The 15,198-nt window shown below is 32.6% G+C and carries 12 protein-coding genes; 1 reads left to right on the top strand and 11 read right to left on the bottom strand.

Features of this window, described 5'->3' with window-relative positions; genetic code table 11:
- Positions 1-80: 80 nt before the first annotated feature.
- From Q1B37_RS22915 to thrS, 11 genes are all read right to left on the bottom strand, one after another.
- Positions 81-2,411: a TonB-dependent receptor gene (locus tag Q1B37_RS22915; protein ID WP_299902960.1), complete on the bottom strand. Its 2,331-nt coding sequence runs from the start codon at positions 2,409-2,411 to the stop codon at positions 81-83.
- Positions 2,412-2,631: 220 nt separating this feature from the next.
- Entirely contained in the window at positions 2,632-2,856 is a 225-nt protein-coding gene (locus Q1B37_RS22910) for a hypothetical protein (protein WP_299902958.1), read from the bottom strand.
- A 345-nt stretch (positions 2,857-3,201) separates the two neighbouring features.
- Positions 3,202-4,473, bottom strand: a complete 1,272-nt coding sequence (locus tag Q1B37_RS22905) for an adenylosuccinate synthase (protein ID WP_299902955.1) — start codon at positions 4,471-4,473, stop codon at positions 3,202-3,204.
- The gene (locus Q1B37_RS22900; protein WP_299902953.1) at positions 4,473-4,940 is read right to left on the bottom strand and encodes a Fur family transcriptional regulator; all 468 of its coding nucleotides are present in this window, start codon (positions 4,938-4,940) and stop codon (positions 4,473-4,475) included. Before Q1B37_RS22900 ends, Q1B37_RS22905 begins: the two co-directional genes overlap by 1 nt.
- 84 nt (positions 4,941-5,024) lie before the next feature.
- Positions 5,025-7,232 (bottom strand): RelA/SpoT family protein, encoded by a 2,208-nt coding sequence (locus tag Q1B37_RS22895; protein WP_299902951.1) that lies wholly within the window; start codon positions 7,230-7,232, stop codon positions 5,025-5,027.
- A 138-nt stretch (positions 7,233-7,370) separates the two neighbouring features.
- On the bottom strand, positions 7,371-8,603 hold the full coding sequence (locus Q1B37_RS22890) for a M48 family metallopeptidase (protein ID WP_299610878.1): 1,233 nt from the start codon (positions 8,601-8,603) through the stop codon (positions 7,371-7,373).
- A gap of 59 nt (positions 8,604-8,662) precedes the next feature.
- Positions 8,663-9,469, bottom strand: a complete 807-nt coding sequence (locus Q1B37_RS22885; RefSeq protein ID WP_299902949.1) for an RNA methyltransferase — start codon at positions 9,467-9,469, stop codon at positions 8,663-8,665.
- Between the two features lie 171 nt (positions 9,470-9,640).
- Positions 9,641-9,985, bottom strand: a complete 345-nt coding sequence (gene rplT / locus Q1B37_RS22880; RefSeq protein WP_219010935.1) for a 50S ribosomal protein L20 — start codon at positions 9,983-9,985, stop codon at positions 9,641-9,643.
- 107 nt (positions 9,986-10,092) lie between these two features.
- Positions 10,093-10,290: a 50S ribosomal protein L35 gene (gene rpmI, locus Q1B37_RS22875; protein WP_027394180.1), complete on the bottom strand. Its 198-nt coding sequence runs from the start codon at positions 10,288-10,290 to the stop codon at positions 10,093-10,095.
- A gap of 51 nt (positions 10,291-10,341) precedes the next feature.
- Positions 10,342-10,857: a translation initiation factor IF-3 gene (gene infC, locus Q1B37_RS22870; protein ID WP_280139552.1), complete on the bottom strand. Its 516-nt coding sequence runs from the start codon at positions 10,855-10,857 to the stop codon at positions 10,342-10,344.
- 80 nt (positions 10,858-10,937) lie between these two features.
- Positions 10,938-12,884, bottom strand: coding sequence for a threonine--tRNA ligase (gene thrS / locus Q1B37_RS22865; protein ID WP_299902947.1), 1,947 nt, complete (start codon positions 12,882-12,884; stop codon positions 10,938-10,940).
- Between the two features lie 262 nt (positions 12,885-13,146).
- On the opposite strand from thrS, the gene Q1B37_RS22860 reads away from it, so the two are divergent.
- On the top strand, positions 13,147-15,093 hold the full coding sequence (locus tag Q1B37_RS22860) for a tetratricopeptide repeat protein (protein WP_299902945.1): 1,947 nt from the start codon (positions 13,147-13,149) through the stop codon (positions 15,091-15,093).
- The last annotated feature ends 105 nt before the right edge of the window (positions 15,094-15,198 follow it).

Genomic DNA, 15,198 nt, shown 5'->3' with positions numbered 1-15,198 from the left:
ACTTAAAAAGTCTACTGCTACACTTTAATAGATATGCTATATTGGTTAGTGTAGCAGCAGGAATTCGTTTAAATGGTTTATTAAAAATTATATCTCATCCCCAGATGAAATGCTCTAGGATTTCCAATCGTAAAACTATTTTCTCCTCTAAATCTGTTGAAAGAGGCTCTGGCAGCATATAATTCATCAAAGACATTTAGGGCATGCCCCCAAATTTCAATGCCTTTATAATTGAAAGTAGCTCTGAGATTAAATACATTATATCCATCATAGGTCGCTGTCCCAAAAGTTCCATCTTCATTTTCTACTTGATTTTCAAAGCTTGTATTGTATTCTCCAACAAGTTCGTGTTCTGCGGTAATCGTAAAACCAAGTTTTCCAAAGGTATTACGATATGTAATTCCTGAAGTTCCTAATAGATTAGGTGCTGTTTCTCTTTCGGTATCTGAGTAATCAATTCCACTATCAAAAAAGTCTACATAACGATGTTTTGCATAACTACCATTATGAGATATAGATAACTCTTTTAATACGTTCCATGTAACTCCATATTCTATACCATAAGATCTTGTTTTACCCGCATTGGTGTTAAAAAAGTTATCATCATCATCTCTTAAAGTGATTAATGTATTTTTACCCTCTAATAGATATACAGCGGCATCTAGTTTTAGTTTAGAAGGAATCGTAAAATATCCTCCAATTTCATAGTTATTATATCGACTAGGTTTTATTCCCTGCACTTGATTTGTATTTCTATACAATGTAGATACTTGCGGAGGTGTAAAACCCTGAGAGTAATTTGCGTACATTCCAGCTTTGGAAGAGAGATTATAATTAATTCCAAGTTTAGGAGTTAGATTGTTAAAATTATCAACGGTATCTTCTACACCTACAATTCCATCTGCTTTGTTATCGTAATCATATTCGAAACCGTCATATCGTATTGCTGCGGTAATTTTTAGTGGATCGATAGGAGAAATTTCATACTGTAAAAATCCCCCATAATTAAAGATATCTGCTTCGTAGTTTAACAGAAAATCTCCAGAATTAATACTAAAGTCAATATTTCTTCCGGTTTCTGGATCAACAATAATACTGGTAGTTTCGGCAACGTATTTCTGAGGAGAAAAATCTCCAGTCGCGCCAAGAATTAATGATGAATTTGCAAAGTTGAAATCTAGTTTATGCTGAATCAATCCCACAAAACTTTTAAATTGATTAGAGTTTACTTCTCCAGATCCAAAACCTGTTAATTGTCCTTGATCTCTAAACTGACGAACTCTATACGATGGATTTTGATCCATAGTATTATCCCTGAATATAAAATTGAATGATGTCTTATTATTTTCATTCCAGAACTTATCTAAGGTAGTTCTGACTCTTAAAGCCAAAGCTTCTCGCTCTGTAAATGTTTGATCGCTTTCAAAGTTTCCTCCTAAGTAATCTGATTCACTAAGAGAACCGGTCATGTCTGATCTATAGTCCACGATATCTAAAACCGTAGTCCATTTTGTAGAAGGGGAGAAGTCATAGACAGTTTTAAAAGTCACAGCAAGTTTTTCATAATCGCTATGTTCTATTGGCCCATTTTCTCTTTGTACATAATGACCTCCTAAATAAAAACCGAAGTTATCACTTGTTTTATCAGATACTTCTAATTCATAACGAGATAAACCGATATCATTAATTTGGAATCCTAGACTTCCGCTTAGACTTTCTGTTGGATTCTTGGTGATAAAATTAAAGCTACCTCCGATAGATTCACTTCCGTAGATACTTGAAGCAGGACCTTTTAGAACTTCAATTCGCTCATAAGAAACATCGTTCATTTCTAGTAAAGCATTATGGTTGAATACAGAGGTAGGACGAATCTGTAATCCATCTTCTAGATATAGGAACAATGCTTTTGTGGAGATCGGAGATCGAACAGCCATAAAATGTTGTTCGTTACTCGTAGCTCTGGATGTAGACATAAAAATACCTGGTACTTGATTTACTAATTGATCGATACCAAAAGCTTTGGTTTCTTCTATGTTTTTGGTAGATATCGTAGCAATAGATCCAGGTACTTCTGAACGTTTCTGAATTTCTCTACTGGCTGAAGTTACCAATACTTCTTCTAAAGCTACGTTGTCAACAGTTAAGCGAATGATATTTGTTCCGTCTGTGAGTTGTACTGTTTTGGTAATGTATCCTAAAAAACTAACGGTTACTTTAGTTGAGTTTTGAAGGTTAATTTCAAAAGATCCATTTAGATCTGACATTACACCATTAGAAGGTGTACTGGTTTCCGATATGGTTGCTCCTGGTAATGGATTGTTAGAATTATCCACAACTTTTCCTTGAAAAGTTTGTGCATAGCTATATACTCCTACACAAAGAAGTATAGCTAATAGTATGATATTTTTCATTATTAAATTCTGTAAGCAATCAGTTTAGACTGATGTGTGCTTATTTGTTAAGTTGAATGATTAGAGTTAAATTAATACGCTATCACGAATTCATTTTTAGGTATATAAAACCATCAAAAAATTCTTAGCTTTTAGTTACAATAATGCATAGAGTATTGTGCCCACAAATAATTGTTATAAGCGGTTTGTAAAAAAATTACAATCAATTAGTGATTGATAATTATGAAAAATATATCTCTGGCGGATGATCTATAACTTTGGAAACATCTTTTGGATGAAAGTTCATCGGTTTCCAATTTTTTTGAAGTGAGAACTGAAAATTAGGAACACTTGCTATAGATAATGTGTTATCCTCAAAAAATAATGGGAGAAAAGCTTCTAGAATTGGAATCGAAGCTTCTGAATTGTTATTATCAGCCATCGAACTCATTTTCATCTGAGTCATCAAATAACACTTACCGTTACAGTTTAACTTGGGTCTTTCTTTATTAATACAATACTTCTCTATAATATTATCAATATTTAATTGATAATAAAGTATGCTACTAATTTCTATAGTAGGCCGTAGCACAAAGGCAATAAAGATTAATATGGAAAAAAAGACTCTCAAAGAGTGTAGGTTCTAATTTTTTGCAAATATACTACTCTAGACAGAAATTAATAGAAAGCCAAACTATAAAAAATGTGAATGTTTATTAAAGAAGTTTTAATTGCTAGTTTGTTTTGATGAAAAAAAATCCCTCAAATCATTGTCATTTGAGGGATTTAATATTATAAATAATCGATAGTTTTACCTGTGAATTGTTTGTGTTCTATCAGGTCCTACAGAAACAATAGTAATAGGAGTTTCTAATTCTTTTTCTAAAAACTCTATATACTCATTTAATTCCTTAGGAAATTCTGATTTATCACTCATCTTAGTAAGATCTTCCGACCAACCTTTCATTTCTGTGTAGATTGGAGTAACATTCTCTGGTTCGATATTATAAGGAAGGTGATCAATAGTTTCTCCTTTATATTTATAAGCGGTACAAACCTTAAGCGTATTAAAACCACTTAAAACATCACCTTTCATCATCATTAATTGTGTAACTCCATTAACATGAACAGCATATTTTAGGGCTACTAAATCTAACCAACCACATCTACGAGGTCTTCCAGTGGTAGCTCCAAACTCGTTCCCAACACGTCCCATTGTTTCTCCATCTTCATCAAACAATTCAGTTGGAAAAGGACCACTTCCTACACGTGTAGTGTATGCTTTAAAGATTCCAAATACTTCTTTGATTTTATTAGGAGCCACACCTAAACCAGTACAAGCACCAGCAGCAGTGGTATTAGAAGAAGTTACAAACGGATATGTTCCAAAATCAATATCTAATAACGAACCTTGTGCACCTTCAGCTAATATTTTCTTACCTTCTTTTTGAGCTTTATGTAGATATTCTTCACTATCAATAAATGTTAATGATTTTAGAGTTTCTACAGCTTCAAAGAAATCTTGCTCTAGTTCTTGTAAATCGTATTCGATTTTTGCATCATAGAAATCGATCATCGCCTCATGCTTATTCGCAAGATTGCGATAACGTTCTTTCCAGTCGCTTAATTCTAGATCTCCAACACGAATACCATTTCTACCCGTTTTATCCATATATGTAGGACCAATTCCTTTTAGTGTAGAACCTATTTTCGCTTTTCCTTTAGAAGCTTCTGAGGCCGCATCTAGAATTCTATGTGTTGGTAAAATTAAATGTGCTTTTCTGGATATAAGAAGTTTTGATTTGTAATCGATATTAAACTTAGCAAGATTATCAAGTTCTTTCTTAAAGATTACCGGATCGATTACCACACCGTTTCCTACTAAGTTAACAGCTTTATCATGAAAAATTCCACTAGGAATCGTGTGTAAAACATGTTTGATTCCATCAAATTCTAAGGTGTGTCCAGCATTGGGGCCGCCTTGGAATCTCGCTATAATGTCATAATTTTTTGTAAGAACGTCTACAATTTTTCCTTTACCTTCGTCTCCCCACTGAAGACCAAGTAATAAGTTTACCGCCATTAGTTTTCTTGATTAGTTGGTTTCTTTTTAATTCCGTAGAAATACAATGAATGATTTGTTATTTCTACATCAAAAATTTCTTCGATTGTTTTTTTTATGGATTGTATTCTAGGATCACAAAACTCTAAAACATCACCAGAATCTGTTAAGATAAGATGGTCATGTTGTCTATCGAAATAAGATTTTTCGTATTGAGCCTGACTCTGACCGAATTGATGCTTACGCACTAATTTGCAATCCAAGAGTAATTCTATGGTATTATATAGAGTAGCTCTACTAACACGATAGTTTTTGTTTTTCATTTTGATGTAAAGTGATTCTATATCAAAATGTTCTTCACTTTCATATATTTCTTGAAGTATAGCGTAACGCTCAGGTGTTTTTCTATGACCATTTTCTTCTAGAAAACTAGTAAACACATTTTTAACGATATTTTGATCGTTTTGCGTAGTTGTTTTGGTACTCATAATGATTTAAAAAACAAATTTACATTATTTTTTATTAGTGAGAGACCAATTTATGAATACTTATTAATAAAAAAGTAAGATCAATTATTCTCGAATGACTTTGTCGATTCCATTGATCTTAGAAAGATTTTGAATAACAGTCTTGAGAGTATTTTTGTTTTTCACACCAACGGTTATTTTACCTGTAAAAACACCGTCATTAGTGTCAAAATTCATATTGTAAATAGCTAGGTGCATATTATTAGAAATGATCTGTGTCACCTCATTAACTACACCGATATTATCAATTCCATTTAGTCTAATTACTGCCTTGAACTCTTCTTGACTAGAATCTATCCATTTTGCTTGAATGATTCTGTAAGCATAATTGCTCTGCATTTGTAAGGCATTCGGGCAATCCTTTTTATGAACTTTAATACCTTCATTTACAGTAATAAAACCAAAAACATTGTCTCCGGCAATAGGATTACAACAGTTAGATAATTTGTACTCTAATTTTTCTGAGTCTTTACCGAATACTAATAAATCATATTTAGAAGTAATTTCATCTTTGTTGACATCTTTTGCATTGCCACGACGAATTCTGTTTTTAATAAAATTCATAAAAACATTACTTCGCGCAGTAGCAAACTCCTTGATTTTCTGGTTATCGATCGTACCTATTCCAACTCTATAGAAAAGATCTTGACTAGTTTTTAATTTAAAATATAAAACCAGTTCATTAACCACTTTTTCTCCCATAGTGATTTTTTGAGAGCGTAGTTTTCTTTTAAGGATTACTTTTCCTTCTTCGGCGATCTGTTTTTTCTCATCTCGTAGAGCAGATTTAATTTTAGATCGTGCTCTTGCAGTGGTAGCATAATCTAACCAAGTCGATGTTGGTTTTGATTTTGCAGAGGTTATGATTTCGACCTGATCTCCACTTTTTAGTTCATGACTTAGTGGGACTAATTTATTATTTACTCGTGCGCCTCTGGTTCTAAGTCCAACTTCTGTATGAACACTAAAACCAAAATCTAAAGCGGTAGCTCCTTTTGGTAGTGATTTAAGATCACCTTCTGGAGTAAAAACAAAGATTTCTTTGGAATATAGGTTTAATTTAAACTCTTCTACAAAATCTACCGCATTTGCCTCAGAGTTTTCTAATGCTTCTTGGAGCCTGTTTAACCAACCATCTAATCCTTGATCTTGTTTTTCTTCGGTGTTTTTATATTTATAGTGGGCAGCATAACCTTTTTCCGCAATTTCATGCATACGCTCACTACGAATTTGTACTTCTACCCATCTGCTATCTGGACCAATAACAGTAATGTGTAATGCTTCATAACCAGTAGATTTTGGTTGAGAAATCCAATCTCGAAGCCTTATTGGATTAGGGCGATAATAATCGGTAACAATAGTATAGATTTTCCAAGCAATGAACTTTTCATTTTCAATATCTTCCGCTTTATAGATAATTCGAATTGCGAATTTATCATATACTTCATCGAAGGAAATATTTTGTTTTACAATTTTACGTCTAATAGAAAAGATGGATTTAGGTCTTCCTTTGATTTCGTAATCTAGCCCTTCTTTGTCTAATCCTTCTTTGATCTTATCAGAAAACCTTTTGATATAAGCATCTTGCTCTTCTTTACTTTCTTTTATTTTTTCAAGAATGTCTTTGTATACTTCAGGTTCTGTGTATTTTAATCCTAAGTCTTCTAATTCTGTTTTAATATTATAAAGTCCAATCCTATGAGCTAAAGGAGCATAAATATATAACGTTTCGGAAGCGATTTTGACCTGTTTATCTGGTCGCATCGCATCCATAGTTTGCATATTATGTAGTCGATCGGCAATTTTAATGATAATAACCCTAACATCATCATTAAGGGTAAGTAGCATTTTCCTGAAATTTTCCGCTTGTAGCGAAATATCTTTATCCTTTTTTAGAGAAGATATTTTTGTCAATCCATCTACAATTCGAGCAACTGTTTCTCCAAACATTTGCTCGATATCCACTAAGGTATATTCGGTATCTTCTACAACATCGTGTAACAATGCTGCAGCTATGGAAGTGGCATCTAGCCCAATTTCACTTGCTACAATTTTAGCAACAGCAATAGGGTGGAAGATATAGGCTTCTCCACTTTTTCGACGTTGGTCTTTATGCGCATCTACAGCAACATCGAATGCTTGTCGTATAAGTTTCTTATCATCCTTACTTAGGTCTCTATAACTTATACGAAGCAATTCTTTATATTGCTTTGCAATTTGTTTGTTTTCCTGTTCTATAGCGGCTTCGGTCATACTACAAAGTTTTCTTAGAAAGCCTTTTTCAATATGATTGTGCGAAAAACTCCTGAAATTTTCTTGTCTAGAAAAATACTAGAGTAATAGTTAAAAATACAACTAAGAATTGTAACCACCAAGTCTATTTCACTTGATTTATTTGCGTATGTTTTTAATCCTTTGCAAAAGTGTTGGATGTGAGTAATGTATGAAAACCATTGCTGGATGTGGAGTCAGATTACTTAGGTTGTTTTTAGATAGTTTTTTTAAACTATTGATGAGTGCTTCTCCATCATAAGAGTTTTTTGCATAATCATCCGCTTGGTACTCAAATGCTCTAGAAACAATGTTCATAATTAGACCTGTAATTTCTGATATCGGACTATATAAAATTCCAAAGGCTATTAATCCGATATGAAAAGAAGGAACTTCTACGGATAGAGCTTCAGAAAGAAGAGGGTTTGCGATAAAAAGAGACAAAAACCAAAGTGTTATTCCTGTTAGTAAAATGGATAAAAGGAGATTGATAATTACATGTCTTTTTTTGTAATGTCCCACTTCATGCGCAAGTACAGCTACAATTTCTTCTTTGTTTAAATCTTTAATCAAAGTATCGTATAAGGTAATTCGTTTTTCACTACCTAAACCAGAAAAATAAGCGTTGGCTTTAGTACTTCTTTTGGATCCATCAATAACAAAAATATCCTTTAACTGAAAACCTACGTTCATTGAATATTCTTGTATAGTATCTCTTAATTCTCCAGGCTCCAAAGGTGTTTGCTTATTAAATAAAGGTACTATAAGTTTTGCATAAAACATATTCATGGCAAGTGTAAAAATAGAGATAAGCGCCCAAGCGTATAACCAGAAATATTGACCAGTAATTTCATAAAACCACATAATTAGAGCTAATAGTCCGCCTCCAACAATAATCATCATCACAATACCTTTTATCTTATCTATGAAAAAGGTCTTTATCGTAGTTTTATTAAAACCAAATTGCTCTTCAATAACAAAGATTTTGTAATACGATGCAGGAGTAGATAGTATATCACTACAGATCATAATGATCCCAAAAAAAATAAGCCCAACTACGATTGAGTTGTCAGAAAAACTTCTTGCGATCCCATCCACCCACGCAAAACCATCTAGGAAAAAGAAAAGTAACATGATACATAAGGAAATAGAAGAGGAAACTAACTTGAATTTATAATTAGCTTCTTTATACGCAATCGATTTTTGATACTCATCTTCTGGATATACATCAGAAAGTTCTTCGGGGATGTTATTGTTGTAATGCCTAGCATTCAGTATATCTAATAAAGAATCTATCAGAAAAACTATTATGATAATAGCTATCAATAGATTAAAGAGCATATTTGATGTCATTTGTATAGGTTTGTAGCTTTGGGATTTGTAGGTTAAGTAAGTTAATGATTTTTTAAATATCAGACAACAAAATCACGTTGCCGTTTTGCTTCAAAAATTAAAATTCCTGCAGCTACTGAAACATTCATCGAATCTATAACACCACTCATGGGGATTTTGATATTTTGGGTAGTGTTCTTTAACCACTCATCGGTTAAGCCTTTATCTTCAGTACCAACGACAATTGCTGTTGGTTTAGTATAATTTTGTGTGTAATAATTTTCTGAAGATTGTAATGCAGCTCCATAAATAGCAATGTTTCTATGATTTAGGTAGGCGATTATTTCCGCAGTTGTGCCCATAGCTATGTTATTTGTAAAAACACATCCTACACTAGATCTAATGATATTTGGGTTGTAGAGATCTGTTCGAGGATTAGCAATGAGAACGGCATCCACTTTTGCTGCATCTGCTGTACGTAATAGCGCGCCTATATTCCCTGGTTTTTCTGGGGATTCAGCCACTAAAATCAATGGGTTTTTATTATCTAAATCAAGATTGTCTAATGACGCTTCTTTAGATTTTGCAATGGCTAAAATTCCCTCGGTAGTTGACCTATGAGATAATTTTTGATAAATTTCTGTAGTAATTTCAAAGGTGTCAATGGTACTAGAAGTTCTATCTATTATAGCGGATACATCTTCATTCGGAATAATTGTGGGGCAATAGTAAATTTGTAATAGCTGATATCCACCATGAATAGCTAAAGAGACTTCTCTTTTTCCTTCGATCACAAATTTTTGCTCTTTTTTACGTAACCTAGATTTTTCTTTTAGCTGATGTAAAAACTTGATTTTTGGATTTTGTAAACTGGATATTAAGAGCATGAATCGTATAACTTTTGATCAATCCGTAAAATAAAGGTAATTCTTATTCCTATACAATAATTGTTCTTTTAATTTTATTGAAAACTATTGCAAAAACAATATGCAATTAAAAAACCTCGTCAAAAATGACGAGGTTTTTTTATAAGTGAGATAATATTATTGTTTAAAAAATTACTTTACTTTTTCTACAATCGCTTTAAAAGCTTCTGGGTTGTTCATTGCTAAATCTGCAAGAACCTTACGATTCAATTCGATATTATTAGCTTTCACTTTTCCCATAAATTGAGAATAAGACATACCGTGTAAACGAGCACCTGCATTAATACGAGTGATCCATAAAGCACGGAAAGTTCTTTTTTTGTTTCTGCGGTCTCTATAAGCATATGACATTGCTTTATCGACTGCATTTTTTGCTACTGTCCAAACGTTTTTACGACGTCCGAAGTATCCTTTTGCTTGCTTAAGAACTCTTTTTCTTCTAGCTCTTTTCGCAACAGAATTTACTGATCTTGGCATAATTTTAAATTTTTTAGTAGTAGGCGGTCAATGATTTGACACTTTGTCTTTTTTATAAAAGGCCCAACTCCTGGGTTTATAATAATTTTAACCTGATTAAAAAATAATTACTTTAAACGTAATTGTTCTTTAATACTATTTTCATCGCTTTTATGCACTAACGTAGAGTGCGTTAAAGCTAGCTTACGCTTTTTAGACTTCTTTGTTAAGATGTGACTCTTAAAAGCGTGCTTTCTTTTGATTTTACCAGTTCCTGTAAGCTTAAAACGCTTTTTAGCACTGGATTTTGTTTTCATTTTAGGCATTGATCCTTGTTTTTATAATAATCTCACTTATTATTTTAAACTTCTTTTTACTTATTTAGTCTTTTTAGGTGCAATGAACATAATCATTCTTTTCCCTTCTAGTTTCGGCATTTGCTCTACCTTACCATAATCTTCAAGTTCCTGTGCAAGTCTTAATAATAAAATTTGCCCCTGATCTTTATAAATAATAGAACGTCCCTTGAAGAAAACATAAGCTTTTAATTTAGCTCCTTCACTTAAAAACTTGATTGCGTGTTTTTTCTTAAACTCATAATCATGTTCATCTGTGTTTGGACCAAATCGTATTTCCTTAATGGTTACTTTGGTTGCTTTGGTTTTAAGAGCTTTGTCCCTTTTTTTCTGCTCGTATAAGAACTTTTTATAGTCCATTATTTTACAAACAGGAGGTACCGCTTTTGGAGAAATTTCTACAAGATCCAATTCTTGCTCTTCAGCAAGTGCTAGTGCTTTTTTAGTTGGATAAACACCAACTTCTACATTGTCGCCTACAAGACGCACTTCATCAACTCTAATTTTGTGATTGATTCTGTGAGCATCTTCTTTAATTACTCTTAGTGGTTTCTGAGACCTTCTTCTTCTTATTGCTATGACTTAAAAATTTAAATTAAACTTAAAATTTATTTCGGTTATCCATTAAATGGTAATAACGTCTTATTTATTTCTTCTGTTATTATTTCTGTGAACTTTTCGATACTAATCGCTCCGATATCTTCACCTCCATGTTTTCTAACCGATATCGTGTTGTTTTTCTCTTCTTGTTCCCCTACAATTACAATGTAAGGAATTTTTTTCATTTCTGCCTCTCTTATCTTTTTACCCATGGTTTCATTTCTATGATCGGCAAGGGCGCGAATTTCGTTATTTTCTAACAAATTTAAAACTTTTTCAGCGTATTTTTCATATTTCTCGCTGATTGATAGGACAATAACTTGTTCTGGCATTAACCAAAGTGGAAAGTTTCCAGCGGTGTGTTCTAGTAAGATTGCAATGAATCTTTCCATACTTCCGAAAGGAGCTCTATGGATCATTATAGGTCTGTGCATTTCGTTATCACTACCTTTATATTCTAAATCAAAACGCTCTGGTAAGTTATAATCTACCTGAATAGTTCCTAATTGCCAACTCCTTCCTAAAGCATCTTTGACCATAAAGTCGAGCTTAGGACCATAGAATGCTGCTTCACCACTTTCAACTACATAGTCTAAGCCTTTATCTTTCGCTGCACTTATAATAGCATTTTCGGCCTTTTCCCAATTTACAACATCACCAATATATTTTTCTGGTTTATCGAGATCTCTAACAGATACTTGAGCAGTAAAATTTTGAAACCCAAGAGAGCCAAATACATAAAGTACAAGATCGATTACTTTTTTAAACTCTTCATCGAGTTGATCAGGAGTACAGAAAATATGTGCGTCATCCTGCGTAAATCCTCTTACTCTAGTAAGACCATGTAGTTCTCCACTTTGCTCATAACGATATACAGTACCAAACTCAGCATAACGAATTGGTAAGTCTCTGTATGACCACGGTCCACTTTTGTATATTTCACAATGATGCGGACAGTTCATAGGTTTTAACAAAAACTCTTCACCATCTGCAGGTGTATTAATCGGTTGGAAGCTGTCTTCACCATATTTAGCATAATGGCCAGAGGTTACGTAAAGCTCTTTCTGTCCAATATGAGGAGTCACAACCATTTCGTAACCCGCTTTTTTCTGAGCTTTCTTTAAAAATTGTTCTAAACGTTCGCGAAGAGCGGCACCTTTTGGTAGCCAAAGAGGTAATCCTTGTCCTACTCTTTGGGAAAAAGTAAAAAAACCAAGTTCTTTTCCTAATTTTCTATGATCACGTTTTTTTGCTTCTTCTAAGAGCTCAAGATACTCTTTTAGTTCCTTTTGCTTCGGGAAAGAAGTTCCGTAAACTCTTGTGAGTTGCTTGTTATTTTCATCTCCTCTCCAATACGCACCTGCAACACTCATGATCTTTACAGCCTTTATGATTCCTGTATTTGGAATGTGTCCTCCACGACATAAATCTGTGAATGTGTCATGATCACAAAAAGTGATGGTTCCATCCTCAAGGTTTTCAATAAGCTCTACTTTATATTCGTTGCCTTCCTCTTTATATTTTGCTAAAGCATCGGCTTTAGAAACAGATCTCATTTTAAAATCATGTTTTCCTCTCGCAATCTCCAGCATTTTATCTTCAATTTTCTTGAAGTCTTTTTCAGATATAGTTTGATCTCCAAGGTCTATATCATAGTAAAAACCATTATCAATCGCTGGACCAATAGAGAGTTTAACTCCTGGATACAATTCTTCTAAGGCTTGTGCTAATACGTGAGAAGTAGAATGTCTAAATGCCGCCTTACCTTCATCATCTTTCCAGGTAAATAATACCAAATCACCATCGGTTGTTAATTCTGTAGAGGTTTCTATAGTGGTACCATTGAATTTTGCAGAAATAACATTTCTTGCAAATCCTTCACTTATATCTTTCGCTACATCCATAGCAGTTAAACTGCTATTGTATTCTCTAACTGAACCGTCAGGTAAGGTGATCTTAATCATTATAATTTGTTATTAAGTGCGCAAAGATAATACGATAATGAAAATCTTCACAATAATTACTAATTATTTAAAGTAAATAAAATAAAGAATTCAATTAAAGGGAAAATTGATACCACCCTTTACAGTAGAAAAAGAATACTATACTATCAATAGGTGTCAAATTCTTTTGTCAAATCTTTAAAAAAAACTTCATCAAACAATGAGATATGTATTCTTTTTTGTTCATTTGTGTTAAGAGTAAGCATCTTTGCCCTACAATTTCATGATGAACACGCTTGCAGAAAAACAGAAAATCTTCATTCATAATTACTATTTAAAAACAATATTTCTGATTGGATTGTTTTTAGGTTGTCAAGCCATGTTTTCTCAGGAGTTAGATTACGTCCGTAAGGATTTGGAGAAGAAACTTAAGAATATGAATAATCTAAACCCAGATGAATTCTTTCCTTTAGTAAAACCTTTATTAAATGATAAAAAGGCTCGTATCTGGGGGTTGGATTACTTGGGGAGATACTATATGGAAAAAGAATATGCCGATTCCACCATTTATTACGGAAATAAGATTTATGAACTATCTATAGGAAAAAAAGATTCGTTGTCTTATCAGTGGTTAAGTAAAGCTTACAATATGTTGGCTGTTGGGTATGGTTTTAAGGGATTGGTGACTATAAGAGGTGAATACCACTTAAAAGGGTTGGATTTATATGAGAAAAAAGTAGTGGGTAATCAGATGTCTGTTCATCATATAAGAGGATTAGCGGATTACTATTTGGATCAAAAAGAATATGATAAGGCAATACCATATTATAAGAAAAGTATAGAGGTTGATAAGAATAATAGTACTGTGTATTTTTCGTATAACAATTTGGGGCAGATTTATTCTAGAAAAGGAAAATTTAAAGAAGCTTTGTTTTATTTAAATAAAGCATGTGAGGCACCAGAAGGTTATAAAGCTAGGGGATATTGTTTAGAGAGTATAAGTGCCTGTTATCTTAAAATGGGTGATTTTGATGAGGCTATATATTATGGTGAGCTCGTACAAAATATGTTTGAAGATAAGAATTTGAAATTTGTACTGTTGTCAGGAATAACAATGGCACAGGCTTACCATGAAAAAAATAACTTCAAAAAAGCAATAGAAATCTATTCGGGTTTGTTAGAAAGAGTAAAATCTAAAGGATTTATTGATATTGAAATTCAGATTTTAGAAAACCTCAGTAATACTTTAAAAAAACAAAATAAATATAAGGAAGCAGAAGAATACACTACATTAAGATATCAGCTAAAAGATAGTCTTCGTAAAATACAGAAGGATAAAGAGATTGCAGAGTTATTAGTAAAGTACGATATTCTTGATCGTGAAAAGAAGATAGAGTTATTGCGTAAAAATCAGGAGATAAAAGATAATCTATTAACATCTGAAAGAAGGTATATGCGGTTTCTTGTTTATGGTTTTTTATTAGTAACAATTTCGAGCATTATACTTATCATTATATATAAGCAAAAATTGACTGCGAAAAATAAGCTGAGTAAACAGCAGGAAGAAATTAATGAAGAGCGAATTAAATCGTTGATTAAAGAACAAGAATTAAAGTTGATAAAAACATCTTTAGATGTTCAAAACACTGAAAGAAGACGCATTGCGCAAGATTTGCATGATAGTATCGGTGGTAATCTAGCAGCTATTAATCTAAAATTAGGTTCACATACTCAGCAGAATGAAGATTTAGGCTTAATTAAGAAACAAGTGGATGAAACGTATCAATTGGTAAGAAAGATTTCTCATAATTTAATTCCTGATAACTTTTATGGTAATAGATTCTCGGAGGTTTTAGAGGAGTATCTAAATGAAATGGTTATAAATAGTAATATTAAAATAACATTAAGTGTATTTCCTAAAAAAGAAATAGATCAGCTGAATGAGAAATTGTCACTAGAAGTTTTTAGAGTTGTTCAGGAATTGTTAACGAATACATTGAAACATGCAAAAGCAACAGAGGTTTCATTGCAGTTAGATTTGTTAAATAATAACTTCCATATAATCTATGAAGATAATGGAGTAGGGTTTAAGTCTGCGGTAAAGCAAGAGGGTATAGGCTTGAGGAGTGTAAGAGATAGGCTTAAAAAGTTAAATGGAAGTTTAGTTGTGGATTCTGTTATTGGTAGAGGAACTATATTAGATATAGAAATTACAGGAGTAAAAGTATAATGTTTTGGTTCCTTTTCTAAATATTTTATTTTTTTGATTTGTAACTTTAATGTTTAGAGTGTTTTACAAAAAGGTTAAAAAATAGTTGTATTTTTTTGTTGTGGA

The sequence above is a fragment of the uncultured Aquimarina sp. genome, assembly GCF_947492965.1.
In the GTDB taxonomy this organism is placed as follows: domain Bacteria; phylum Bacteroidota; class Bacteroidia; order Flavobacteriales; family Flavobacteriaceae; genus Aquimarina.
This window is presented reverse-complemented; position numbering and strand designations above follow the sequence as displayed.